The 25,661-nt window shown below is 57.5% G+C and carries 22 protein-coding genes; 15 read left to right on the top strand and 7 right to left on the bottom strand.

Going from position 1 to position 25,661, the window contains the following annotated elements; translation table 11 throughout:
* Positions 1 to 89: 89 nt before the first annotated feature.
* Entirely contained in the window at positions 90 to 728 is a 639-nt protein-coding gene (locus RRB22_11410; protein ID MDT8385012.1) for a response regulator transcription factor, read from the top strand.
* Here RRB22_11410 and RRB22_11405 read toward each other — a convergent pair.
* Complete coding sequence (locus RRB22_11405; protein ID MDT8385011.1) at positions 725 to 3,151, bottom strand: transporter substrate-binding domain-containing protein; 2,427 nt, start codon at positions 3,149 to 3,151, stop codon at positions 725 to 727. The two genes, RRB22_11410 and RRB22_11405, sit on opposite strands and share 4 nt — an antisense overlap.
* Before the next feature lie 72 nt (positions 3,152 to 3,223).
* Positions 3,224 to 4,591, bottom strand: coding sequence for an adenylosuccinate lyase (gene purB / locus RRB22_11400; protein MDT8385010.1), 1,368 nt, complete (start codon positions 4,589 to 4,591; stop codon positions 3,224 to 3,226).
* Positions 4,592 to 4,844: 253 nt separating this feature from the next.
* Between purB and acnB the strand changes: the two genes are divergently transcribed.
* Entirely contained in the window at positions 4,845 to 7,415 is a 2,571-nt protein-coding gene (gene acnB, locus RRB22_11395; GenBank protein MDT8385009.1) for a bifunctional aconitate hydratase 2/2-methylisocitrate dehydratase, read from the top strand.
* 116 nt (positions 7,416 to 7,531) lie between these two features.
* Here acnB and hflD read toward each other — a convergent pair whose 3' ends face one another.
* The 4 genes from hflD to RRB22_11375 all read right to left on the bottom strand — a co-directional run bounded on the left by hflD (position 7,532) and on the right by RRB22_11375 (position 10,421).
* Entirely contained in the window at positions 7,532 to 8,176 is a 645-nt protein-coding gene (hflD, locus tag RRB22_11390) for a high frequency lysogenization protein HflD (GenBank protein ID MDT8385008.1), read from the bottom strand.
* 53 nt (positions 8,177 to 8,229) lie between these two features.
* The gene (gene mnmA / locus RRB22_11385; GenBank protein MDT8385007.1) at positions 8,230 to 9,348 is read right to left on the bottom strand and encodes a tRNA 2-thiouridine(34) synthase MnmA; all 1,119 of its coding nucleotides are present in this window, start codon (positions 9,346 to 9,348) and stop codon (positions 8,230 to 8,232) included.
* Positions 9,349 to 9,415: 67 nt separating this feature from the next.
* A complete protein-coding gene (locus tag RRB22_11380; GenBank protein ID MDT8385006.1) occupies positions 9,416 to 9,862 on the bottom strand; it encodes an NUDIX hydrolase in 447 nt (148 codons plus the stop codon).
* Positions 9,780 to 10,421 (bottom strand): pseudouridine synthase, encoded by a 642-nt coding sequence (locus RRB22_11375; protein ID MDT8385005.1) that lies wholly within the window; start codon positions 10,419 to 10,421, stop codon positions 9,780 to 9,782. Before RRB22_11375 ends, RRB22_11380 begins: the two co-directional genes overlap by 83 nt.
* 251 nt (positions 10,422 to 10,672) lie before the next feature.
* Between RRB22_11375 and RRB22_11370 the strand changes: the two genes are divergently transcribed.
* The 4 genes from RRB22_11370 to RRB22_11355 all read left to right on the top strand — a co-directional run bounded on the left by RRB22_11370 (position 10,673) and on the right by RRB22_11355 (position 16,336).
* A complete protein-coding gene (locus tag RRB22_11370; protein ID MDT8385004.1) occupies positions 10,673 to 13,585 on the top strand; it encodes an EAL domain-containing protein in 2,913 nt (970 codons plus the stop codon).
* Between the two features lie 153 nt (positions 13,586 to 13,738).
* On the top strand, positions 13,739 to 14,170 hold the full coding sequence (gene fliJ, locus RRB22_11365; protein MDT8385003.1) for a flagellar export protein FliJ: 432 nt from the start codon (positions 13,739 to 13,741) through the stop codon (positions 14,168 to 14,170).
* Between the two features lie 182 nt (positions 14,171 to 14,352).
* The gene (locus RRB22_11360; protein MDT8385002.1) at positions 14,353 to 15,816 is read left to right on the top strand and encodes a flagellar hook-length control protein FliK; all 1,464 of its coding nucleotides are present in this window, start codon (positions 14,353 to 14,355) and stop codon (positions 15,814 to 15,816) included.
* Between the two features lie 217 nt (positions 15,817 to 16,033).
* A complete protein-coding gene (locus RRB22_11355; GenBank protein MDT8385001.1) occupies positions 16,034 to 16,336 on the top strand; it encodes an STAS domain-containing protein in 303 nt (100 codons plus the stop codon).
* Between the two features lie 40 nt (positions 16,337 to 16,376).
* On the opposite strand, the gene RRB22_11350 is transcribed toward RRB22_11355, so the two are convergent.
* Entirely contained in the window at positions 16,377 to 17,417 is a 1,041-nt protein-coding gene (locus RRB22_11350; protein ID MDT8385000.1) for a cytochrome c peroxidase, read from the bottom strand.
* Between the two features lie 321 nt (positions 17,418 to 17,738).
* Here RRB22_11350 and RRB22_11345 point away from each other — a divergent pair, with 321 nt between their 5' ends.
* The 9 genes from RRB22_11345 (at position 17,739) to flhA (ending at position 25,655) form a co-directional block, all read left to right on the top strand.
* Positions 17,739 to 18,305 (top strand): flagellar basal body-associated FliL family protein, encoded by a 567-nt coding sequence (locus RRB22_11345; protein ID MDT8384999.1) that lies wholly within the window; start codon positions 17,739 to 17,741, stop codon positions 18,303 to 18,305.
* 67 nt (positions 18,306 to 18,372) lie between these two features.
* Positions 18,373 to 19,389 (top strand): flagellar motor switch protein FliM, encoded by a 1,017-nt coding sequence (gene fliM / locus RRB22_11340; GenBank protein ID MDT8384998.1) that lies wholly within the window; start codon positions 18,373 to 18,375, stop codon positions 19,387 to 19,389.
* Positions 19,382 to 19,843 (top strand): flagellar motor switch protein FliN, encoded by a 462-nt coding sequence (gene fliN, locus RRB22_11335; GenBank protein ID MDT8384997.1) that lies wholly within the window; start codon positions 19,382 to 19,384, stop codon positions 19,841 to 19,843. The genes fliM and fliN overlap by 8 nt, the downstream gene beginning before the upstream one ends.
* A 13-nt stretch (positions 19,844 to 19,856) precedes the next feature.
* Positions 19,857 to 20,381: a flagellar biosynthetic protein FliO gene (gene fliO, locus RRB22_11330; GenBank protein ID MDT8384996.1), complete on the top strand. Its 525-nt coding sequence runs from the start codon at positions 19,857 to 19,859 to the stop codon at positions 20,379 to 20,381.
* A 41-nt stretch (positions 20,382 to 20,422) separates the two neighbouring features.
* On the top strand, positions 20,423 to 21,163 hold the full coding sequence (fliP, locus tag RRB22_11325; protein MDT8384995.1) for a flagellar type III secretion system pore protein FliP: 741 nt from the start codon (positions 20,423 to 20,425) through the stop codon (positions 21,161 to 21,163).
* Between the two features lie 187 nt (positions 21,164 to 21,350).
* Positions 21,351 to 21,620 carry a flagellar biosynthesis protein FliQ gene (gene fliQ, locus RRB22_11320; protein MDT8384994.1) on the top strand — a complete coding sequence of 90 codons (270 nt, stop codon included), beginning with the start codon at positions 21,351 to 21,353 and terminating at the stop codon, positions 21,618 to 21,620.
* A 25-nt stretch (positions 21,621 to 21,645) separates the two neighbouring features.
* A complete protein-coding gene (fliR, locus tag RRB22_11315) occupies positions 21,646 to 22,425 on the top strand; it encodes a flagellar biosynthetic protein FliR (protein MDT8384993.1) in 780 nt (259 codons plus the stop codon).
* 15 nt (positions 22,426 to 22,440) lie between these two features.
* Positions 22,441 to 23,577: a flagellar biosynthesis protein FlhB gene (flhB, locus tag RRB22_11310; protein MDT8384992.1), complete on the top strand. Its 1,137-nt coding sequence runs from the start codon at positions 22,441 to 22,443 to the stop codon at positions 23,575 to 23,577.
* A gap of 2 nt (positions 23,578 to 23,579) precedes the next feature.
* The gene (gene flhA, locus RRB22_11305) at positions 23,580 to 25,655 is read left to right on the top strand and encodes a flagellar biosynthesis protein FlhA (GenBank protein ID MDT8384991.1); all 2,076 of its coding nucleotides are present in this window, start codon (positions 23,580 to 23,582) and stop codon (positions 25,653 to 25,655) included.
* Positions 25,656 to 25,661 lie beyond the last annotated feature (6 nt).

Below are 25,661 nucleotides of genomic sequence, written 5' to 3'. Positions count from 1 at the left end.
AAAACAAGTTGGGTTTCAGGCCTTCTTTCTTACTTCTTAACGGGACAGCAGTGTTCGAGGGTATAAGATCTCGCCATGGAAGGAGTGAAATGAAAGCGCTGGTAATCGACGACCATCCAGTATTCATCACCGCGCTGGAAACGCTGCTCAAGCGCATGCGCCGGGATATCGGCATCGACACCGCCACTTCAGCCGAAGCCGCGTTGCGCCATATCGAATACCACCGCGATTATCAATTCATTCTGCTGGATCTCACCATGCCCGGCCTGGACGGCTTCGCCTTTTTGCGGGCGCTGCAACAACGCAAGCTACCGATTCCGGTGATCATTGTTTCCTCCAGCGAAGAACCGGAAACCATCCACGCCTGCATCAACGCCGGGGCAGTGGGGTATATCCCCAAGTCCTATGATCTGGATCAGATGGCGAAAGCGATGGAACGTATCCACGATGGTGAAATCTACCTGCCGCACTCACTCATGCAAACGACTGCACAAACCGACGAGGCGGCCATTAGACAACGTTGCGAACAAATCGGCATTAGCGACAAAACCTACCAGGTGTTGGTGTGGCTGGCCAAAGGTAAGACCAATAAAGAAATTGCCGACGAGCTGCATATCTCGGTGCATACGGTGAAGGCACATCTGGCCAAACTGTTTGAACGACTGCAGACCGGCAATCGGATGGATACAGTGATGGAGGCGATTCGCCTGGGCCTGATTGAGGGCTAGTCCACCATTAACTGGTGCAAAGTGCTGCGCAGGGTAACGGGCATCACCGGTTTGCTCAATACGGGATAGCGACCGTCGCGGAGTCTGCTCAGCTCCTCCGCATTGACGTCTCCCGTGATGATCACCGCCTTGCTCTTTCCGCCCTGCTTTTCGTTCAGTACCTCGATCACCTCAAGACCAGTATGGCCGTCGGCGAGGCGATAGTCGGCAATAATCACGTCGATCTCTTCGTCTGCCGCCACGGCCACGGCCTCCTCCAGAGAAGCGGCTGTCAAAACGGCGCACTTCCAGCCGGTCAGCAGATCGCGGGTGGCAGTGAGGACATCCGGGTCATCATCCACCACCAGCACGACGGCACCCTGCAGACGATAACCGCGTTCCTCATGGCTGAGGGGCTCGCCGTTTTGTTGTGGCAGCGGTGTCCCTTCCGCTACCTCTAACCTGAAACAGCTACCGTAACCGCTGCGGGAGATGAGGCTCAATTGATGGCCGAGCAGTTGATTCAATCGCTGCACGATGGACAGCCCCAGGCCAAGCCCCTTGCGCCGGTCACGGCCCGGATTGTCCAACTGAACGAATTCGTCGTAGATTGCCTGCTGCTGCTCCGCTGGAATACCGGGGCCGCAATCCCATATCTCGATGCGCCAGTGGTCGCCGCGTTTACGTGCCGCAATCAACACGCCAGGGGCAGCGGTATATTTGATAGCGTTGTCCACTAGGTTAGCGAGCACCCGGTAGAGCAGTGTCGCATCCGAATAAAGCCATGCGCGGGTCGAACGCAGACGCAGTTCGACACCTCGCTCCCGCGTCTGCGGGCCAAATTCATTTTCCAGCCGGGTGAACAGCTGCGCCAGCGGGAAGTGGGAGAAATTGGGTTTCAGGGTACCGGCATCGAGGTGCGAAATATCGAGCAGGGCATTGAGGACGTCACTCAAGGCAAATTGCGAATTGCTGATCTGTGTCAGGATCTCTTCCGCCTTCTCATCCTGCAATGATTCTTTCAACTGCCCTATCTGCAGGCTCATGGCATGCAAGGGCTGGCGCAGGTCGTGGCTGGCGGCGGCGAGAAAATCCGTTTTGGCACGGTTTGCCTGTTCCGCTGTTTCACGCGCCACCTTGGCCTCATCTTCCGCCCGTTTTCGGTCCGTGATGTCGAGAATGGCGCCTTCGAGATAACCCTGGTCTTCGTAGAGCGTGCCGCTCAACAGAAAGTTTCTCACCGAGCCGTCGAGCAGGCGCCCAAGAAACTCGAAATTATCCACCCTGCCATTTTCCCTCAGCATCTTTAGCAACGTCTCGCGTCGTCCGGGTTCCACGTAAACATCTTTGGACGAGAAGTGCTCCATGAGAGTGTCCACCGAATCGTAACCGAATTGGCTGGCCACCGCCGGGTTGGCGGCTAGCACCTTGGTACCGTCAATGGTGGTTCGATATAAGCCGACCAGGGCCGTTTTGTAGAGATTCCGGAATTCCTGTTCACTCGCCCGCAGCTCCTGGGTTCTGGACTCGACTGTTTTTCTCAGTTGCCTATTCCAGATCAGCGTGACACCAAAGCCGACAATAATCAGCGTAACGGCAAAGGCGACGACTTGCTCCCGCGTGGGCTTCCAGGATTCGGACTTCAAGCCAACCCATTTGCGAGCGATAACTTCTCGCTCATTGCCGCCAATGGAGTCGATACCCTTCTGCAACAAGCGCTGTAGCATGGGCCAATCCCGACGCGAGGCGAGTGCCAGCTTGTATGAGAATCCAGTCTGACTGCTGATATGCAGATTGGCGATCTTCCACTTTCCGATCGCATAACTGGTAGTAGCCAAATTCAGCACCCCGGCATCCGCCTCGCCCGTGGAGACCCTTTCCAGCAGGGTCTTTACATCCGCCACCAAGCGAAGCTCAATTTGCGGATGACGGTTGCGCAGGAATTCGTTGATGCCGAAACCTTTGATGGTAAGCAGATGCCTGCCATGCAACTCTTCGAGTGAAGAGACACTATCCCCCGAGCGCGTTATGATCACGTCCGGAAAGTCTACATAGGGCGCGGTAAAACGCATGTACTCCAACCGCTCCGGCGTCTCCGTCGCCACCGCGACCATATCGGCCTCGTGCTTCTTCACCAGTTGCAGCGCCTGTGCCCAGCTGTCAGGAAGCCTATATTCAAAGCGAATTCCTAGCCTTTGGGAGATGATCTCAAGGTAGTCATTGGCCACCCCGACGGACTTACCCGCATCATTCTTGAACTGAAAGGGTGCGTAATCGGGGTCGGAAGCAACGCGGATGACGGGGTGCGCGTCGACCCACGCCTGTTCTTCCGCCGTCAGTACCAACTTGGGAGAGTTGTATTGAGGCAGCGTATTCTCTGCAAGGCATACGCCCGTGCAAAGCACGTAGAGCAGGACCAGAAAAAACAGGCGTATTGATGTCATCACGATGATCTTCCCTCTGTCTCCCGAAAGGGGAGTGGGGACAGACCTTAGGTTTGTCTCCTTTGTTGCGGATCAGATCGCAGCGGCCTGCTCGGCGGCGTTACCGAGGTAGGTGCTTGGCGTCAGCTTGAGTAAGTCAGCCTTGGCACCATCGGGGATATCCAGTTCGCTGACGAAGGCCTGCAATCGTTGCTGATCGATGCCCGTGCCGCGGGTCAGCTCCTTGAGCTTTTCGTAGGGCTTCTCGATACCGTAGCGGCGCATGACGGTCTGCACCGGTTCCGCCAGTACCTCCCAGCAGTTGTCCAGGTCCGCGTTGAGTCGGGCGGGATTCACTTCCAGCTTGCTGATGCCTTTGAGGGTGGACTGGTAGGCGATCACCGAATGCCCGACCCCGACCCCGAGATTGCGCAGCACGGTGGAGTCGGTGAGGTCCCGCTGCCAGCGGGAGATGGGCAGCTTGGCCGACAAGTGATTGAAGATGGCGTTGGCCAGCCCCAGATTGCCCTCGGAGTTCTCGAAATCGATGGGATTGACCTTGTGTGGCATGGTGGATGAGCCCACTTCGCCGGCAATGGTCTTTTGCTTGAAGTAACCCTGGGCGATGTAGCCCCACACGTCACGGTCAAAATCCAGCAGGATGGTGTTGAAACGGGCCACGACATCGAACAGCTCGGCGATGTAGTCGTGCGGCTCGATCTGAATGGTGTAGGGGTTAAAGTCCAGGCCCAGGCTGGTGACGAATTTTTCCGCAATATCGGCCCAGTCCAGCTCGGGATAGGCAGACAGATGGGCGTTGTAGTTGCCGACAGCGCCATTGATTTTGCCGAGCAGGGGCACGGTGACGAGCTGGGCGCGCTGGCGCATCAGTCTCGCCGCCACATTGGCCATTTCCTTGCCCAGGGTCGTGGGGGAAGCTGGCTGGCCATGGGTGCGGGATAGCATGGGCTGTGTCGCGTGAGCGTGGGCCAGGGCGCGAATCGCATCGATGACCTCGTCCATTTGCGGCAGCAGTGCCTGGGTGCGGGCCTCGCGCAGCATCAGTGCGTAAGACAGGTTGTTGATGTCTTCGGAGGTGCAGGCAAAGTGAATGAATTCGCTGACCGCCTCCAGCTCGTCGTTACCGGCGATCTTCTCCTTCAGGAAATACTCCACCGCCTTCACATCGTGATTGGTGGTGCGCTCGATGTTTTTGACCCGCTGGGCATCTTCCTCATGGAAATTGTCGACGATGGCGTCCAGCAGCTTGTCGGCATGGGCGCTGAAGGCCGGTACCTCGGGGATACCGGGGTGGGTCGCAAGCATCTGTAGCCAGCGCACCTCGACCAGCACACGGTGGCGAATCAGGCCGTATTCGCTGAAGATAGGCCGAAGATCGGCACATTTAGCACCATAACGTCCATCGATGGGAGAAATAGCCGTCAAGCTGCTGAGATCCATGGTGACTCCAAAACGGTTAGTGGGAATGGGTACGCATAATACTATAATCGCCGCCCGCTTACCCAGACCGATGATTGCGGGTGTTGATGGGGTTTTGGCCGCGGGTTCGCGTGCCGGGGGCGGTATCGGCTATAATCCGGCGCCTTGGGGGCGATCGTGCGGATAAATGCCGACAGCGGGCCCACAAACGCCCTGTACGGATTTCATGCCGTTTTTACAAAGCAACCTGTGTTTGAGAGAACCTATGATAGAAATGTTGGAAACCTACCGAAAGCATGTCGCCGAACGGGCCGAAGATGGCTTGCCGCCACTGCCCCTCAACGCCGAACAGGTGGTCTTGCTGGCGGAGCTGTTGAAGGCGCCCCCCGCCGGGGAGGAGGATTTTCTGCGGGATCTGCTCGTCCATCGCGTCCCGCCGGGCGTGGATCAGGCGGCCTATGTGAAGGCCGGTTTTCTGGCGGCGATTGCCAGGGGCGAGGTGGATTCGCCGCTGATCGATCCGACCCGCGCCACCGAGCTGCTGGGCACCATGCTGGGCGGTTACAACATCGAGCCGCTGGTGACTTTGCTGGATCACGAGACCCTGGCGCCCATCGCCGCCAAGGCGCTGTCGCATACCCTGTTGGTGTTCGATGCCTATCATGACGTGGTGGCCAAGGCCGAAAACAACGCCTATGCAAAACAGGTGGTGGACGCCTGGGCCAATGCCGAGTGGTTTACCCGCCGCGAGACCCTGGCTGAGGCCATCACCGTCACCGTGTTCAAGGTGCCGGGTGAAACCAATACCGACGACCTTTCCCCGGCCTCCGAGGCCTGGAGCCGCCCGGATATTCCCCTGCACGCCAAAGCCATGCTCAATTCCAGGATGCCGGATGCGCTGCAGAAGATCGAACAGCTGAAACAAAAGGGACATCCGCTGGCCTATGTGGGTGATGTAGTCGGCACCGGATCGTCGCGTAAATCGGCGATCAACTCCGTGTTATGGCACATGGGCAACGATATTCCCTTCGTGCCCAATAAGCGCCAGGGCGGGGTAGTGCTGGGCGGCAATATTGCGCCGATCTTTTTCAATACCGCGGAAGACTCGGGATGTTTGCCCATTCAGTGTGATGTCAGCAAACTGGAAATGGGCGCGGTGATTACGATTCATCCCTTCGCCGGAAAAATTACCAATGAGGCGGGGGAAACACTCTGTAGTTTCAAACTTATGCCCAGCTCGATGCCGGACGAGATGCGTGCTGGTGGTCGTATCCCGTTGATTATCGGCCGCACACTCACCGATAAAACCCGTGAAGAATTGGGACTGCCTGCTTCTGATATGTTCCTGCGGCCGATAGCGCCTGCCCTTTCTGCCACTAACAGCGGCAAGGGTTACACTCTCGCACAAAAGATGGTGGGCAAGGCCTGCGGTATTGGCGGCGTGCGTCCCGGCACCTACTGTGAACCACGCATGACCACGGTGGGTTCGCAAGATACCACCGGTGCCATGACCCGTGACGAACTGAAAGAGCTGGCCTGTCTTGGCTTTTCGGCGGACCTGGTCATGCAGAGTTTTTGCCACACCGCCGCCTATCCCAAGCCGGTGGATATTTCCCTCCAGCATGAGCTGCCGGAATTTATCCAGACCCGTGGTGGCGTGTCGTTACGTCCCGGCGACGGCGTCATCCACTCCTGGTTAAACCGCATGGTGCTGCCCGATACGGTCGGTACCGGCGGTGATTCTCACACCCGCTTTCCCATTGGCATCAGTTTTCCCGCGGGCTCGGGACTGGTGGCCTTTGCGGCTGCGCTGGGCGTGATGCCGCTGGACATGCCGGAATCCGTGCTGGTTAGGTTCAAGGGCAAGATGCAGCCGGGCGTGACCCTGCGCGATCTGGTGAATGCCATTCCCTACGTGGCGATTCAAAAGGGTTTGCTCACCGTCGAAAAGGCCGGTAAGAAAAATGTGTTTTCCGGACGAGTACTGGAAATAGAGGGTCTGCCGGATTTGAAGGTCGAGCAGGCCTTTGAGTTGTCCGATGCCTCGGCCGAACGTTCGGCCAATGGCTGCACGGTGCGGCTGGGCAAGGCGCCGATTCAGGAATATCTCGAATCCAACATCACCCTGCTGAAGTGGATGATTGCCGATGGCTATGATGACGAGCGTACCCTCCAACGCCGTATCAATGCCATGCAGGCCTGGCTGGACGATCCGCAATTGCTGGAACCCGATGCCGATGCCGAATACGCCGAGATCATTGAGATTGATCTCAACGACATCAAGCAACCCATTGTTGCCTGTCCCAATGATCCGGATGACGTGAAGCTGTTGTCCGAAGTGGCGGGCGCGCCTATTGATGAGGTCTTCATCGGTTCCTGCATGACCAATATCGGTCATTATCGGGCCGCCGGTAAAGTGCTGGAGCAGAGTGGCGCGGTGCCGACGCGGTTATGGATTGCACCGCCCACCAAAATGGATGAGCACCAGCTTACCGAAGAAGGTTATTACGCCATCTTCGGTCGCGTGGGCGCGCGTACCGAGGTGCCGGGGTGCTCGCTGTGCATGGGTAATCAGGCGCGCGTCGCCGATGGCGCGACGGTGTTTTCCACCTCTACCCGCAATTTCCCCAATCGGCTGGGCAAGGATGCCAACGTGTATCTGGGTTCTGCGGAACTGGCGGCGGTCGCGGCGAGCCTGGGTAAACTGCCGTCGGTGGAGGAATATCGCGCGGCGGTGAAACATCTGGAACCGATGGCGGATGATATCTATCGCTATCTCAATTTCCATCAGATGCAGGATTACAAATCGGTAGCGGATACGGTGATGCAGGTGGTGCTTGCCTAAACTGGATTAAAAAATTCCCTGTTGCCAAAGGCGTCCTTTTGAATGGAAAGGGCGCCTTTTTTATTGTTGGATTTGGTAAGCGCCGAGAGCGCCATGGTCAATGCACAGGACGATGATCAGTCTGCGTTGGCCATTTCCAATAATCGTTTCGCCTCTTGCACAATGGCGCGTCGTTGTAGCAGCAACTGCCAGCGTGTGCCTCCACATTGTCGCCATAACACGGCAGAGCGAATCGCGCTTAATAGCACGGCGCGAATCCGGTTCGCCAGATTGGCGTTTGAAATGTAAACGTGTTCGCCTTGCACCATGATGCGCGGTTTAATGGTGCTGATGGTCTGGGAGTAAATGTGCGCCAGGTTGGCAATGACGTTTTCATGCAGCAGTGAGAAATGTTCGACCTGGCTGCTGGCACGTTCGATACCGTTGCCGATGGTTTCCAGCATGCCCGGATTTTTTGTCAGCCGGCGTTCCAGCACCATGATGCCGGCGGCATATTTCGAGATATATAGATCCCTGCTTTTGCCTTCGGTCTCGGACTGTCCGCCCAGCTGTTCGATGAGGGTGCGCAATCCGATCGCCAGCCGGTCGCTATTGCCATAGGCATCTTCGGCCTTATCGACGTTGATCCGAAACAGGCTCTGGATGCAGGCCTCCAGCGCCTGTTCGTCGGCATTGCCGGTGTTGGCTATCTGTTGCACCAGCTGTGTAGCCTGAAATATTCCGGCAAGGGCAATGGTTCGGTCTGTGAGGGTATGGGTCATGGGTGATTTTAAATCGCTATTAATAGGTTAAGCACAAGAAAAAAGGTGCCGGGTTATTGTATGACCCCGCCGCCGAGACATTCATCGGCCTGATAAAACACCACAGACTGTCCCGGCGTAATGGCGCGTTGTGGCGCGTCGAAGTGAACGTGGCACTGATGCGCGTCCAGTTGCGTGATGGTGCAGGGCTGGTCAGCCTGGCGGTAACGTGTCTTTGCAGTGCAGCGAAACGGCAGCTGCTGAGGTGGTTCACTGATCCAGTTGAGCTGGTCGGCACTGAGTTGGTTACGGAACAACAGGGGGTGGTCGTGACCCTGGGCGACGATAAGGATATTGTCCGCCAGATTTTTTCCCACCACGTACCAGGGGTCGCCACTGCTGTTTCGATCCCCGCCAATACCCAGCCCCTGGCGTTGGCCCAGGGTGTAGTACATCAGGCCATCGTGCTGGCCCATGAGCTTGCCGTCGGGGGTCTGCATCGGACCGGGCTGCGCTGGCAAATACTGGCTGAGAAAATCCTTGAATTTTCGTTCGCCGATAAAACAGATGCCGGTGCTGTCTTTCTTGGCGTGATTGGCGAAGCGAGCCTGTTCGGCGAGGCGGCGCACCTCGGGCTTGGTGAGCTCACCCAGCGGGAACCAGGTCTTTTCCAGTTGCTGTTGATTGAGGGCGTGCAGGAAATAGGTCTGGTCCTTGTTGCTGTCTCTGGCCTTGAGCAGGCGGTAATAGCCGTCGCGATAGGCCACCCGGGCATAGTGACCGGTGGCGATGTGGCTGGCGCCTAATTCCAGCGCCTGTTGCAGGAACACCTTGAACTTGATCTCTTTGTTGCACAGCACATCGGGATTGGGGGTGCGCCCGATGCGGTACTCTTCCAGGAAATAGTGAAACACGTTATCCCAGTATTCGCTGGCGAAATTGCGGGTGTGGAGGGGGATGCCGAGCGCCGTGCAGATTTGCGTGGCATCTTGCAGGTCGACGGCCGCGCTGCAATATTCACTGTCGTCGTCCTCTTCCCAGTTTTTCATGAACAGGCCCTGCACCTCGTGCCCCTGTTGCTGCAGCAAACAGGCGGTCACCGATGAATCGACGCCGCCGGAGATGCCCACGACGATCCGCTGCGGGTCGTGTTGCGCATGCTGCTGTGGCGTGGCTTGTGTGCTTGTGTTCACGGTGGCGTTGGGTTCACGGTGTCGCTGGGTTCACAGTATCGAGAGTATCGTTATAAATAGTGTCGTATCAGGGGTTGATGACGTCGTCGCAAAGCGAGAGGGGGTAACGGTAGCCCGCCAGGTAGTCATCGATGCAGCGCAGTACCATGGGGCTGCGCAGCGATTGTTTCAATAGCTCCTCGCGACTCAGCCAGTGGGCGCCGAGGATGCCTTCATCCAGCACCCGATCCGGGTCGTGTCCGCTGGCCGAGCCGCTGTAACAGACGCGCAGAAAGGTCAGCCCATTCTCCGGGTGTACCCAGCGATAGATGCCGGTGATGGCCTCGGGCAGAAATTGCCAGGCGGTCTCTTCGAGGGTCTCGCGGATCACCGCCTCCTGCAGGCTTTCTCCCGCTTCCAGTTGCCCGGCAGGCTGGTTGACGACCGTTTTGTCAGCGTGCCTTTCCTCGACCACGAGGAATCGGCCCTGGTCTTCGATTATGGCGGCTACGGTGACGCGGGGTGTCCATCTCATGCTCGGGAATTGTACGCCATTCCTCGCCTATTTTCCCTTCCCGCCATTCGCCCGGGGCGAGGCCGTCGAGGGACCAGGGACCGATTTTGCAGCGGATCAGGCGCAGGGTAGGGTGGCCGATGGCGGCGGTCATGCGGCGCACCTGCCGATTGCGCCCCTCGGTAATGGTGAGTTCCAGCCAGCGGGTGGGGATCTCTGCGCGCACTCGTATCGGTGGCTGGCGAGGCCACAGTGCGGGCTCGGCGATGAGCCGCGCCTTGGCCGGCGCGGTGATGCCGTCATTTAGGCTGACCCCGTGGCACAAGGCGGCGATGGCTGTATCATCTGGTATGCCCTCCACCTGTACCCAGTAGGTTTTCTCCAGCTTGTGGCGAGGGTGGCTGATCCGGTGCTGCAGGGCGCCATCGTCGGTCAACAACACCAGGCCTTCGCTGTCACGGTCCAGCCGGCCTGCGGGATAGACCCCCTGCAGGCTCACAAAATCGGCCAGGGTCTGGCGGCTTTCACTGTCCGTGAACTGGCAGAGGACGTTAAACGGCTTGTTTAGCAACAACAACATATAGTTGACATTCAAACACAATTAGAAAACAGTGGGACAGTGGTAGCACCCGGCCGGCCGGGGTGCTATTGCGATAAGGCTAATAAGTAAAAATAGCATTATAAACAAATACATGTCTTCGTGTCCCCATCCTGGTGAACAGTGGTTGAAGGTAGGCGGATCGCAATGAGGTTGCCGCAAAGTGCTTAATAATGAAAATTATTCTGCGGCAATTCTGCGGCAATATATAGAGATGCTTTGGATCAGTCAGTATGGAATCTAATCTCAATTTACCACAGGGTACCAGTATTCGTTGGCGCTTTGTGCTTGCGGCCCTGGTTGTCATTGGGCTGGCCCTGCCTGCCGTTTTTTATACCCAGTCCCAGTTGCAGAACGCCTCACAGGACAGTTCTCAATTGGTGCAGGACCATCGTGACCTTGGCTGGGTGCTGAACTCGCTGAAAGATTCACTACAGGTGGCGGAAAGCGCCATCTATCAATATCCCGTATTGCTTGATGATAGTACCTATCGAAAGGTGTTGGTGAGGATTGCGGAAACCAAATTTCAGTCGCAGAAGATTACCGAACATTATGTGGTGAATCGCCACCAGCAGTTTGGCGATTTCGCGGCCAATCTGGATTTTGTGCTCAACCGTCTGGATGAAGAGACAAGGCATCTGTTAGCGGTGTTGTCAAATGTCGAGACACGCTATTCTGCAGCGCCCATTCTGGTCGATGAGTTATTACCCTCTAATCAACGCTTTATCCAGGCTGTTGAACTGTCGATGGTCGAGGCCACCGACTATCCCGATTCTGCCGATCAACAACAGGTGCTGCGCCTGCTGGAAGACCTGCGTTATACCTGGGCACAGCAAATCAGTTCAGTGCGCATTTTTATCGCCAATCGTTCCGGCGTTTTTGGCCAGCCAGACACCAGCATGAAAAAGAACAAAACCAATCGCGAGGTGTACGCGCAGCGCGTGGGTGTTTTGCTGACCCAACTGAAAGAATACGACAATGCCGGGAAACTCGGTTTTCAACAGTCCCAGTCATTAAACACCTTGCTGGAATCAAAGCTGGAATATGACCATGCCTTCCTGAAAGCGGAGAAGATCTATTCTTCCAGGGATTGGCGTGCCGATCTGCCCCTGCTGCGCGACAACATTCGTCCCATCCTCGATCAGGCATGGGGGATCATCGCGCTGATGCAGGAAGAGCTCGATGGTCTGGCCCAGGAAAATGTGCTGAAAACCCTGGACACCGCCGACACACTCTCCACTATTATCTGGGGCTTTGTTGGCTTCATGTTGTTGTTACTGGTGCTTGCCTATCTGGTGTTTGAGTTTTCGATTCGTCAGCCTTTGCTCGAGGTCTCAAAGGCGCTGGATGCCGCCGGTCGGGGCGAAAACTATACCCCGCTGCTGCGAGCGCCGACCAAGGAAACCACTACCCTGGTGAATGCCTTTCGGCATATGCAGGGGCAGGTCACTTCACGACAGATTCGCCTGGAATCGATTCTGGACAATGCGGCGGAGGGGATCATTACCATCGACGAACACGGTATTGTCGAGACCTTTAATGATGCCGCGCAGAAACTGTTTGGCTGCGACGCCACAATGGCCATTGGTAACTCCATCATGACCCTGGTGCGATTCCCGCAGGATAGCGCCTATAAGGATTTTCTGGATCTGCTGGCATCCCCGGTATTGGAAGACGGGAGTCAGGAGACCACGGTGAGTGTCGTGCGCCTGGATGGAACCAGTTTCCCGATGTCTATCAAGGCCAATCGACTGATGATTGAGGGGCGCTTTCTGTATATCGCCATTGTTGAGGATGTCGGTAGCCGCATCGCGATGATGGAACATTTGCGTGAAATGGCGGAACACGATTCATTGACCGGACTACACAATCGCCAGTATCTCCTGTCGGAGCTGGATCGTGTGGTGGAGAATGTGCGTCGCGGTAGCCGACGCAATTTTGCCCTGTTGTATATCGATCTCGATAACTTCAAGTTCGTCAACGATACCCTGGGCCATATGGCCGGTGATCAGGTCCTCATCGAAGTGACGGGGATGTTGCAGCAGCGTAATCGGAAAAGCGATCTGCTGGCGCGCCTGGGTGGTGATGAGTTTGCCATTCTGTTGTATGACATTGAGGAGCAGCAGGTCTTGCAGGCGGCGGAGGCGCATCGCAAATTACTGGACGATTACGTGTTTAAATATGAGGGTTCCGTTATTCAGGTCGGTTGTTCCATCGGTGTCACTCTGTTTGGTCAGGAACCCACCAGTCGGGAGGATCTGCTGGTGCGGGCGGATGTTGCCTGTCATCTGGCAAAACGCTCCGGCCGTAACCGCGTACATGTTTATGACACTGTCGATAAACAAAACATGACCGCGATGACGGAAGACATGGGCTGGGCAAACAAGATCAAAACGGCGATAGAGGAAGACCATTTCTGTCTGGCCTGTCAGCCGATCATGGAATTATCCAGCGGCCAGGTCTTTCGTCAGGAAGTCCTGCTGCGGATGCGTGATGAGATCGGCAATCTGATTTTGCCCGCGGGCTTTATCGGTTCTGCGGAGCGTTTTGGCCTGATGCGTGCGGTCGATACCTGGGTGGTCAATCACGCGATTCAGTATCTGGGCGAACAGTTGCGTCGAAATCCACGGCTACATTTTTCGGTGAACCTTTCCGCCGAATCGGTGGGCGATTTCATCATGCTGGAGACCATCACCAATGCCTTGCAGCGCCACGCCGTGCCACCGACCGCGCTGACCTTCGAAATAACGGAAACCGTTGCCATTGCCAATCTGGGCCCGGCGGTCGAATTCCTGACCCGGCTGCGTAATATGGGTTGTCAGACGGCGCTGGATGATTTTGGCGTGGGTTATTCCTCGTTCGCCTATCTTAAGGATCTGCCGGTGGACTTTGTGAAGATTGATGGTTCGTTTGTGCGAGATATTCATCGCGACAACGTGCAATTGGCCATGGTGCGATCGATGAACGACATTGCCCATGCCATGGGCAAGTATACGGTGGCGGAGTTTGTCGACAACCATGAGGCCAAGTGTATTCTGAAAGAGATGGGGGTGGATTTTATCCAGGGTTATTACATTGGGGTCCCGCGCCTGCTGGGCGATGATGTTCTGTTTCGGACCGAGACGAATGTCATTCGTCTGGTGTAGCTGAGTCTGGCGCCAATGCATGTCACGCATGTCGGTTTTTTCCTTTTGTCATTTCCGCCAGGATTTCCACCCGCCTGAATAGATGATCGTTATTGGCATCCAATTTGCTCTGTTTGCTTATCCTGGCTCCTATCACGCAGTATCGGTATCACCATGAAACGCTCACGACGATTTGAACCTGTAGTCAAGGTGGCGGAAAACCGCGAACAGCAGGCCGCCCAGGCATTGGGTGAGGCGCAGGCGGCGCTGACCCAGGCCCAGCAGCGGCTGGCCGAGCTGGAGCATTACCGTGAAGAATATATCCAGCGCTTCCATGCGACCGGCGCCATGGGCATGTCGGCGGCGAAAATGCTGGATTACCGGGCCTTTCTGGTGAAGCTGGATCGGGCGATCAAGGAACAGGGCCTGGCAGTGGAGCAGGCGGGCAGGCTGGTCGAACGCCAGCGCCACGAATGGTTCAGCCACCGCGGCAAGGTGAAAATGCTGGATACGGTGGTGGCCCGCTTCCAGGCCGATGAGCAGCGCGACGCCGACCGAAAAGAACAGGGCGATCAGGATGACCGCGCCCAGCACACCAAACGCTAATATCCTTTCTCCCTCCTACTCGCTCCTCTCGCGATAGTCCCTGTCGCACATCCTGCCTGTCTGGCACGCTCCTTGCAATATCTAGTCGAGCCCTTAACGACATTCTTCATCAAAGGCTCGCCGAATAACCCAGGCTGAGATAATTCATGATGCACACACTGCGTTTTCACCCGTAAAAAAAGATGACTGAGCTGGCCTTTATTGTCGATACCAGAGATGCCGCATTGCCCGCCGGGCGCGGGGCTGCCGCGGTGTCGTCGGATGCCGCCGGGGGTTTCTCCGGTCTGCTGGGCGAACGCCTGCAGGCGGGGCTTGCCGGGCCGTCGCAAGCCCCTCCACCAGGGGCTGCCCGGCCCGCCCCGGCAGCGGCGCAGGCGGCCCGGCCTGTGCCGGAAAGCGGCACTGCGGCGCCGGTGGCTGGCAGCCCATTGCCGCTTCTGGATGCATACGAGGCCGTGTCCCCTCAGGATCCGTTGTCCGCTGGCTTCGCCGCCGATGCGGCCTTACTCGCGGCGATCACGCAATCTGCGCCACGCGCCCAGCCGACGACGGTGGCAACGGCCGATTCCCTGGAGACGCCGGCGACTGCCGAGGTGCTGGCCGCGGACGGTTTGCTTAACACGCTGTCTGGCACGCTGCCGGCTGGGCAGACGGTGCTGCCGACCGCCCAGCCGACGGGCGCCGCCGTGCTAGCACCACTGGACACCGCAGCGGGTCTTGCACGGCCATTCCTGCCGGTCGCGCCCCAGGGGCTTGCGGCGGAGAAACAGGATGCCCGGCCGGATAACGGCCGGATGCAGGCGCTCAATATCACCCCCGCCTTACTGGCCCAACCCGTCTCCGAATCCGCCCACCGGGCCCTGGTGCTGGCGATGAACGAGGCCGGTCTGGGCCAGCGGGTTGCGCCCGTAGCGGCGGGTCAGGCCGAGGCCTCCCCGGCCCTCAACGCACGACAGTCGGGCCTTGCACCCTTACCCAACGGGCTGATGGCCGCCATGCAGTGGGCGGGGATGACACCCCAGGCGGTGTCCGCCAAGGGTTTTGAACCCGGCGCAGCCAGCCGCCTTGTGGCGCCTCAGCCGGCGGCGTTCAGCGCAGTGACCCCATTGCCCACGGCCAGTGGCGCCGAGGGCATTAGTAGTCTGTTACCCCTGGGAGCATCCTTGAGTAGCAGCAGTAGCCTGGGCGCCGGTTTTATGCCGACGCTGCCGGTTTCTACGCCGGTTGGGCAGGCGGGGTGGGCGAACGAGCTGGGGCAACGTGTGGCCTGGCTGGCACAGGGCGAGCTGCGGGAGGCGCAGTTGCAACTTCACCCCCGCAGTCTCGGTCCGGTTGAGGTGCGCATTGCCTATGGCCACGAGCAGCAGCTGAATGTCAGTTTTACCGCCGCCAACCCGCTGGCACGGGAGGCGCTGGATGCCGCCCTGCCGCGGCTGCGTGAAATGTTTGAACAGCAGGGGCTGACCCTTGCGGATGCGAATATCTCCCAGCACTCCTTTGCGGATCAGCGTCAGCAGCAGGGTGAGGAAGGCGATACGGCACCGCGACCCGGTACCTGGTCCAGCGAGGTCGATAGCCTCACCGAACAGGCCACAGTGTCGAACGTCCTGTTGATGGGCAGGGGCATGCTCGACGCCTACGCCTAGTACTTCTTCGCAGCGGGAGGCGACCAGGCCAGGCCCGCCAGGCTATAATTCCGATCCGTCCCGTCACGTGATCCACGCCACTAAAGTTTCGCAGTCAGGACTCGATAGTATTCGGGAATGGAATCATTGCTGATGCCCGTTTTATCGTCACTGGCCGCCAGGCGGTGGCAATTTTGGCGCATGGCAGGGACGAAAACTGATTAACTTGAGGTGAGATATGGGATTTAGTGCAAATTTATCGAGCGACGGCAGCCTGCTGACGATGGCGATTGAAGGGCGATTCGATTTTAATATCCATTCGGAATTTCGCAATTCCTACCGGGATCTGCCGGCGACCACAAAGTTCGTGATTGACCTGGGCAAGGCGACCTTTATGGACAGCTCGGCGATGGGCATGTTGCTGCTGCTCAGGGAGCATGTCGGCGAGAAGACGGAGAGTATCCGCCTGCAAAACTGCAAACCCGATGTCCGCAAGATCCTCTCGATATCGAACCTGGACAAGATGTTCATCGTCGAATAGGGCGTTTGCGAACTCTTTCATTTGCCGGCCGCTTTTCAGGCTAGTCTTCCTGCGGTGGCAATTCCCCCGTCAGGCTGCGCAAAAAGGCCGCAATGTCGTTGACCGCCGCTTTTGACAGCGGCTTGTTGAACTGAGTCTTCCCCATCACCCGTATTGCCTCTTCCAGCGTGTCGACTGCGCCATGGTGGAAATAGGGCGCGGTCAGCGCAATATTTCTGAGCGGCGGAACCCGCCACAGGTAACGCTCCTGCGGATCGCCCGTGTGGGCAAATCGCCCTAAATCATCGAGCAGGTGGTATTGCCGGTCGTAATGTGAGCCCAGGTTATTGGGGAACAGCTCGTAAAAACCATCCCCCATTTTCAATGCCGGCCCCGGTGCCGGTCCCGCAAAGTTGGCGCCAAAATGGCAGGCCAGACAGCCCGCCTCGTTGAATGCCTCGATCCCCCGTTTGGCCGCCGCGGAAATCGCCGCCTCGTCGCCGGCAATATAGCGGTCAAAGGCGCTATTGCGGGCCAGCAGGGTCCGTTCATAGCTGCTGATCGCGCGGGCAATATTGTCCCCACTGATACCGTAGAAAACCCCACTGTCCGCCGGAAATGCCGCACTAAAGGCCTTTTGGTACTCGCTGTCCTGGCCGAGCCAGAGCACCAGCGCACCGATGTTTGGCCAGCCGGAAATGACCGGGTCGCGCAGATGATCCAGCGTCTGTGCCTCCAGGCTGGTGGCGCGCCCGTCCCAGTACAACACGGTTTGAAAACCGATATTCCAGAGGCCGGGTGCCGAGCGCAGGCTGGTTTTGCCATGCTGGCCGATGGCGAGCGCCCGGTTGTCATCGCCGCCCTTGGCCAGCTGATGGCAGCTGTTGCAGGATAGTTTGCTACCGGCACCCAACAGCCGCTGGTCGAAGAACAGGCGTTTGCCCAGGGCGATCTTCGCGGGGGTTGGGGGATTGTCCGCCGGGAAGGACGGCGTTTCCGGCAGGCTCTGCAGGTAATCAAAGGCCAGTGCCGGACTCGTCAGCAAAAGGCATAGCCATGCCGTTACTAATGCCGTGACAGTGAAATGGGTCAACCGAGCCATTTTTTCTCCAGTGTGTGCGGGTCGTGTGGGCCACGCATTTTACCTGAGCGACCCGGGGTGTCGAGCGGCAAACCGTGCTGCGTAGCGCGCGAGGCGCTGGAGTGTCTGACGGAATCCCGGCTGCGGAGGGCGGCCCAGTCAGTCAAAAAACCGGCAACCTCGCCCAGAGCATTTCTAACTCATTGAATATATTCGTTAATATAATCACGTCGGTGCTGGCATAGCATTTGCTACAAGTGTGCGTAGGCGCCTTACGCAAACAGGTACTGCAAACAGGTCCTTCAGTAAACAGGTACTGCAAACAGGTATTGAAAGGAAATAATGATGGTTGATGAAGACGAGAACGAACAGGCACCAGCAAAGCCAAAGGGTTCACTGATCACCAAGATCTTGCTGTTTGGTGTGTTGCCATTGATGGCGGGAACGATTCTGGTGGTTGGCAGCCTGTTTATTGCCGGCGTCATCCCCGGTGCGGCTGACAACGCGACGACGGTGGCGGCCGACAGCGAGGGCGAGGATGGCGAGGAGGGTGATGGCGAAGAGGGCGGTGAAGCGGTGGAACATACGGGACCCGCTGTGTATATGCCTATAGACCCGGCCTTTGTGGTGAATTTTGCCAGTCAGGGCAAGGCGCGCTTCCTGCAGATTACCGTCGAGGTGATGACCCGTGATGCGACGGTGCCCGACAAGGTCAAGTTACACATGCCGGTGATCCGCAACAATCTGATGCTGTTGTTCAGCACCCAGACCTACGACACCGTGAGCACCCTGGAAGGCAAGGAGTCGCTGCGCGAAGAGTCGCTGGAAGTGGTGCAGCAAATCCTGGAAGAGGAAACCGGCGATCCCGGTATCGAAGCCGTCTATTTCACGAGTTTTGTGATGCAGTAACCGATGTGTCGATTGGCCCATTCCGTACTTGATGATGACTAACCTTAACTAGAGATGCATTGACGACATGGCAGTTAACGACCTTTTATCTCAAGACGAAATTGATGCCTTGCTACATGGTGTTTCCAGTAGCGATATTGATACCGACGTTGATGAATTTTCAGATGGTGAAGCCAGAACCTATGACTTCACCACGCAGGACCGTATTGTCCGTGGGCGCATGCCCACGCTGGAAATGATCAACGAGCGTTACGCCCGTTTATTCCGCATCAGTATTTTTAATCTGCTGCGGCGCAGTGCGGAAATATCCGTGGGTGGTGTGCAGATGCTGAAGTTTTCAGAATATGTGCATAGCCTGTTCGTCCCCACCAGCCTGAACATGGTGCGTGTCTCGCCATTGCGCGGCACGGCCTTGTTCGTGCTGGATCCACGCCTGGTATTCACCGTAGTGGATAATTATTTTGGGGGCGATGGCCGCTTCCACGCAAAGATTGAAGGCCGGGAGTTTACGCCGACGGAATTACGCGTTGTGGACATGATTCTCGAGCAGGTGTTCGTGGATCTGAAAGAGGCCTGGTCGCCGGTCATGAAACTGGCCTTCGAGAAACTGAACTCGGAAGTGAATCCGCAGTTCGCCAATATCGTAAGCCCCAGCGAAGTGGTGGTGGTAAACACCTTTCATGTCGAGATCGAGGGTGGTGGTGGCGATTTCCACATCACCATGCCCTACGCAATGCTGGAGCCGATTCGTGAAATTCTGGGTGCGGGTGTGCAAAGCGATCGTAATGATATGGATGATCGCTGGGTGCATTCGTTACGGGAAGAAGTGAAAAGTTCCAATGTCGCCCTCTCCTGCGCCCTGGCGCACACCGAGCTGAGTTTGCGTGATGTCGTCGAGATGAAAAAGGGCGACATTATTCCGCTGGATATTCCTGACCTGGTGACCCTGTGTGCGGAGGGCGTGCCGGTATTTCGAGGCAAGTACGGTATTTCTCGCGGCAATATGGCGGTGAAAATCAGGGAACAGGTTTCAATTTCGAGTCACGAGGCTCAAACAACTGGTAAAGAGGTGACCCATGGTTGATGAAACGGGTGCTGACAATGAAAGTGTTGCAGATGAATGGGCGGATGCCCTGAATGAGCAGGGCGAGGCAGAGTCATCTGCTGATGCCGACTGGGGTGCTGCTCTTGAAGAGCAGGAGATGGCCGAATCTAAGGGTGTTGAACAGGTGGCGATGCAGAATCTTGTGGATGAGGGTGGTGCTGGCAATATCGGTGACAGGAACCTGGATGCCATTCTTGATATCCCCATTTCGATCGCGTTGCAGATTGGTTCAACCAAAATCAGCATACGAAACCTTCTCAAACTCAATCAGGGCTCTGTGGTAGAGCTGGACAGGCTGGCGGGCGAACCGCTGGATGTCCTGGTCAATGGCACCCTGATTGCGCATGGTGAGGTGGTTGTGGTGAACGAGAAATACGGCATTCGCCTGACGGATGTGATTAGCGCGGCTGAACGCATTCAGAAACTGAAATAGCAGATACCTTCATATGATGACCCTCCGAATATCCGGTTTTATGCTGCTGATGCAGGCCAGTAGTCTTGTGCATGCGGTCGTTGAGTCCGGTGCGGGAAAGCTGGCCGAATCACTGGCCGAAACAAAACCGCTTTCGGGTAGCGGTCTATCCGATCCCAATATGGCCGGCAGTCTGCTGCAGACCACCCTGGGTCTGCTGGTGGTGCTGGCGGTGATCGGTGGGGCGGCCTGGGCATTCAAACGGTTTGGCAATTTTCAGACCGGCGTGCAGGGAAAACTGAAGATTGTCGGTGGCATTTCGCTCAGTGCCCGCGAAAGGGTGGTGTTGTTGCAGGTCGGCGATACGCAGCTGGTGGTGGGCGTGGCGCCCGGCCAGATACAGACCCTGCATGTGCTGGATACGCCTCTGCCGGTCGATGCTGACGGTGACTCCGCCACGAGTTTCTCCTCGAAGCTGCAATCCGCCATGGCCCGGCATGTGGCGAAACGCACTGTCGGCAGGGACTCGATGGTGGATAAATCGGCTGGCAAAAACTGATGGCAGGCAAGCTAACAGGATTTAGATGCATCGCCGCGACCATGGCCTGGTTAACCCCGGTTCTGTTATTGGCACTTTTCCCGTCAATCTCGCTTGCCGCTGATCCGGGTATGCCGGTGCTGTCGGTAACCACCGAAGCGGATGGTGGCCAGACCTATACCATGGGCCTGCAGGTGCTGGCCCTGATGACGGCCTTCAGCCTGCTACCGGCGGCGCTGATTATGCTGACCTCATTTACACGCATCATTATCGTGTTGTCGATTGTGCGGCAGGCCGTCGGTATGCCGCAGGCACCGTCCGGCCAGATCTTGATCGGGCTGGCGCTGTTTCTCACCATCTTTGTGATGTCGCCGGTATTTACCAAGGTCTACGAGGATGCCATCAATCCCTATCTGGAAGAAAAGCTGCAGGCCGGGGAGGCGTTTGATAAAGCGGCCGGGCCCTTCAGGGAATTTATGCTGGCGCAAACACGCGAAAAGGATTTGAGCCTGTTTGCCGAGATTGCCGACGTCGGTGAGATCAATACCGCCGACGATATTCCCTTCACACTGCTGATGCCGGCGTTCGTGACCAGCGAACTGAAAACGGCCTACCAGATCGGCTTTCTGATTTTTATTCCCTTTCTTATCATCGACCTGGTGGTCGCCAGTGTGCTGATGGCGATGGGTATGATGATGCTGTCCCCGATGATCATTTCACTGCCGTTCAAGATCATGCTGTTTGTGTTGGTTGATGGCTGGGCAATGGTGATGGGAACGCTGGCCTCCAGTTTTTATGTGTAGTTTTTATTATTAAGTCACATGAAAAGGATGCCCTTCAATCAAGACGCGCTGAAAATACATCCGTGTACGCTCGACAGCAGCATCCTGCTGCTGACGGTCTTGATTGAAGGGCATCCTTTCCATGCGCCTTGTTAGTATGTGTAATGCCGCCGCGCGTTTTGAACACGGCTTTTAACGGATAACGAAAATGACTCCAGAAATGGTAATGACGGTTGCAAAGCAGGCCCTCGAACTGGTGCTGTTGATGACGGCGGTGATCCTGTTGCCCGCACTGGCGGTGGGTCTGCTGGTGAGTATGTTCCAGGCCGCCACCCAGTTGAACGAACAGACTCTCAGTTTTATCCCGAAGCTGGGCATCACCTTCGTGACCCTGCTGGTGGCCGGTTCGTGGCTGTTGCAGTTGCTGATGACCTATACCAAACGCCTGATCACCGACATCCCCATGATTATCGGCTAACAACAATACCCAGGATGTGATCTAAATGATGACCCTTGCCAGTTCAGAAATCATGTCATGGGTCGGAACCTTCATGTGGCCGCTGTTTCGCATCGCGGCCCTGGTGGGGGCCGCGCCGGTGTTTGGCGCACGCACCGTTCCCGTCACCGCAAAGCTGGCCTTCTCGGTCGTACTGACCATGATCGTGGTACCGATCATGCCGCCCGTGCCGGTGGTCGATCCCCTGAGTGGCGAAGCGATTCTGATTGTGCTCAACCAGCTGTTAATCGGTGCGGCCATGGGTCTGGCACTGCAATTGGTGTTCGCCATGTTTATTGTCGGCGGCCAGATCATCGCCTTCCAGATGGGGCTGGGCTTCGCCTCCATGGTGGATCCTGGCTCCGGCACCCAGGTGCCGGTGATCAGTCAGTTTTACGTGATCATTCTTACCCTGGTGTTTCTGGCACTGGATGGACATCTGGTGTTTATCGACGTGGTGGTGGACAGCTTCCGCACCCTGCCCATCGGCATCAATGGTCTGACCCGAGAGGGTATGTGGCAGCTGGTGTTATGGGGCGGCAACATGTATGCCGGCGCGGTGCAGATTGCCTTGCCCGCCATTGCATCCCTGCTGCTGATCAATCTCACCTTCGGCGTGGTTACCCGTTCTGCGCCACAGTTTAATATTTTTGCGATCGGTTTTCCGGTGATCATGGTGGCCGGATTTTTTATCATGATGGCGACACTCTCGGTGCTGCTTCCACAAATCAATAACCAGCTGGCCGCGTCCTTTGAATTTATGCGCGCGCTGGCGGGTGGGATTTAAGGGAGGCAGACGACTATGGCTGAGAATCAGAACGGTCAGGAACGTACCGAACAGGCGACGGAGAAACGCAAAAAGGAATCGCGCGACAAGGGCGAGATTGCGCGTTCCAAGGAATTGACGACGGTGATCCTGTTGCTGGTCTCGGGCAGCGGTTTCTTTTTTCTGGGCAGTGGCCTGATCAAGGACCTGATGCAGATCCTGCGTGACAGCCTGAGCATCGAGCGCGACAGAATCTTCGATATCGGCACCTACCCCGTGTTGTTTCTGGATACCGTGCACACGGCGATTTCGGCCGTATTTCCGCTGTTTCTGTTGCTGGTGATTGCCGCGGTCATTGCGCCGATGGCCATGGGTGGCTGGTCGTTCAGCCTTAAACCGATAACGCCGGATCTCAAGAAACTCGATCCGATTAAGGGCATGGGACGGGTCTTTTCCGTCAAGGGCCTGATGGAACTGGTCAAGGCGCTGGCCAAATTTCTACTCGTCGGCGCGGTTGGCTACTGGTTGTTACAGGGAAAGCTGGACGACTTCCTGGGCCTCAGTAATCAGAATCTGGAGCAGGGACTTTCGCAACTGGGTTCCGAACTGATCTGGGCCTTCATTCTGCTGAGTAGCGCCCTGTTGCTGGTCGCCGCGGCAGATGCGCCGTTTCAGCTGTGGGATCACAGCCGTAAGCAGAAGATGACCCGCCAGGAGGTCAAGGACGAACACAAGGAAACCGATGGCAACCCTGAGATGAAGGGCAGGGTGCGGCAGAAGCAGCACGAGATATCGCAGCGGCGCATGATGCAGGAGGTGCCCAAGGCCGACGTGGTCATCACCAATCCGACCCATTACGCCGTGGCCATACGTTACGACCAGTCGGTGATGGGCGCACCGATTATTGTGGCCTCCGGCGCCGATGAGGTGGCGGGTCATATCCGTCGCATTGCACTCGCCAACGATGTGCCGATCTTATCCGCGCCACCGCTGGCGCGCGCCCTTTATCACAACTGTGAGCTGAATGATGAAATCCCCACTGGCCTGTTCCTCGCCGTCGCGCAGGTGCTGGCCTATGTCTATCAACTGCGTCATTACGAGCGGGAAGGGGGTCTGTCACCCAAGTTTAATTCTGATGTGCCCATCCCTGATGACCTTAGAAGAGATACCTGATCATGAACTTTACTGAATTTACCGCATCGGCACAGCGCCTATTGAAGAACGGCCTGGGCACGCCCATTCTGTTGATGATGCTACTGGGCATGATGGTGGTGCCATTACCCCCGTTCCTGCTGGATATCTTTTTCACCTTCAATATTTCGCTGGCCCTGATCATTGTGCTGGCGGCGGTGTATGTGAAGCGGCCGCTGGATTTTGCCGCTTTCCCCACGGTGATCCTCTTGGCTACCTTGTTACGGTTAGCCCTGAATATCGCCTCGACCCGCGTGGTGCTGCTGGAAGGTCATACCGGCACCGATGCGGCGGGCCAGGTGATTCGGGCCTTTGGTGAATTTGTGGTGGGCGGTAACACCGCCGTCGGTCTGGTGGTGTTCCTGATTCTGGTGATCATCAACTTCGTGGTGGTTACCAAGGGCGCCACCCGCGTGGCGGAGGTGAGTGCGCGTTTTACCCTGGACTCCATGCCGGGCAAGCAGATGGCGATCGATGCCGACCTCAATGCCGGGATGATTACCCAGGAGCAGGCCAGGGCGCGCCGCGACGAGGTCTCGCAGGAGGCGGATTTTTACGGTTCCATGGACGGTGCGGGCAAGTTTGTCCGTGGTGACGCCGTGGCCGGCATCCTGATCCTGGTGATCACCATCATCGGCGGCCTGACGGTGGGGATGTTACAGCACGACATGGGCCTCGCCGACGCCGCCCATAACTACACCTTGCTGACCATCGGTGACGGCCTGGTGGCCCAGATTCCCGCCCTGCTGTTATCGACCGCAGCGGGCCTGATGGTGACGCGGGCCTCGACCTCCAGCGATATGGGCGGCCAGGTGCTGGCGCAGCTGTTCAACCATCCCCGGGCGCTGGCCATCACCGCCGGTATTCTGGCTGTCATGGGTGTGATTCCGGGTATGCCGAATGTGGCCTTTCTGTCGTTTGCCGCGCTTGCCGGTGGCGCCGCCTACTGGATCGCGCAGCGCAACAAAAGGGCCGAGGCCCAGCCGCTGGCCGCGCCGGCGCCGGTGCCCAGCCAGGAGAGCCGCGAATTGAGCTGGGATGACGTCGAGGCCGTCGACATGATCGGCCTGGAGGTGGGCTATCGGCTGATCCCCATGGTGGACCGTAGTCAGGGTGGTCAGTTGATGGGCCGCATCAAGGGCGTACGCAAGAAACTGTCGCAGGAGCTGGGTTTCCTGATCCCCTCGGTGCACATCCGCGACAACCTGGACCTGGCCCCCAATGCCTACCGGATCACCCTGATGGGGGTACCCGTGGGTGAGACCGAGATCCAGCCGGAGCGCGACATGGCCATCAATCCCGGCCAGGTGTTCGGTTCCATCCCGGGCACGCCGACCAAGGACCCCGCGTTCGGCCTGGATGCGGTGTGGATCGAATCGGCCCAGCGCGATCAGGCGCAGAGCCTCGGCTACACGGTGGTGGATTCCAGCACCGTGGTGGCGACCCATCTCAGCCACATCCTGCAGGAGCACGCCGCCGAGATGCTGGGCCATGAAGAGGTGCAGCAGCTGCTGGACAAGCTCAGCAAGTCCGCCCCCAAGCTGGTGGAAGATCTGGTGCCCAAACAGCTGTCGCTGGCGACGGTGTTGAAGGTGCTGCAGAGCCTGTTGCAGGAAAAGATCCCGATCCGCGATATGCGCACCATCGCCGAAACATTGGCGGAACACGCGCCCATGAGTCAAGACGCCGGCGCATTGACGGCCGCCTCGCGGGTCGCTCTGGGGCGCTCTATCGTTCAGCAGATCAGTGGAATGGGGGCCGATCTGTCGGTTGTCACCCTGGACCCAACTCTGGAACAGATATTGCATCAGACCCTGCACGGCGGCGCAGAGGGTGGTGGACTGGAGCCGGGGCTGGCAGAAAAACTGCACCGGTCCCTGGTCGAAGAGACCCAGCGTCAGGAAGCAGCGGGGCGCCCGGCGGTGTTATTGGTGTCGCAGGCGGTTCGGACACTGATGGCGCGTTTTGTCAGACACAGCATACCGAATCTGCATGTACTGGCATTTAACGAAATACCGGACAACAAACAGGTCAAGATCATGGCCACGGTGGGCGCCTAGAAGGTT

This window comes from Gammaproteobacteria bacterium (assembly GCA_032250735.1).
In the GTDB taxonomy this organism is placed as follows: domain Bacteria; phylum Pseudomonadota; class Gammaproteobacteria; order SZUA-152; family SZUA-152; genus SZUA-152.
The sequence above is the reverse complement of the archived record's forward strand: the minus strand, read 5'-3'. Positions and strand labels throughout refer to the sequence as shown.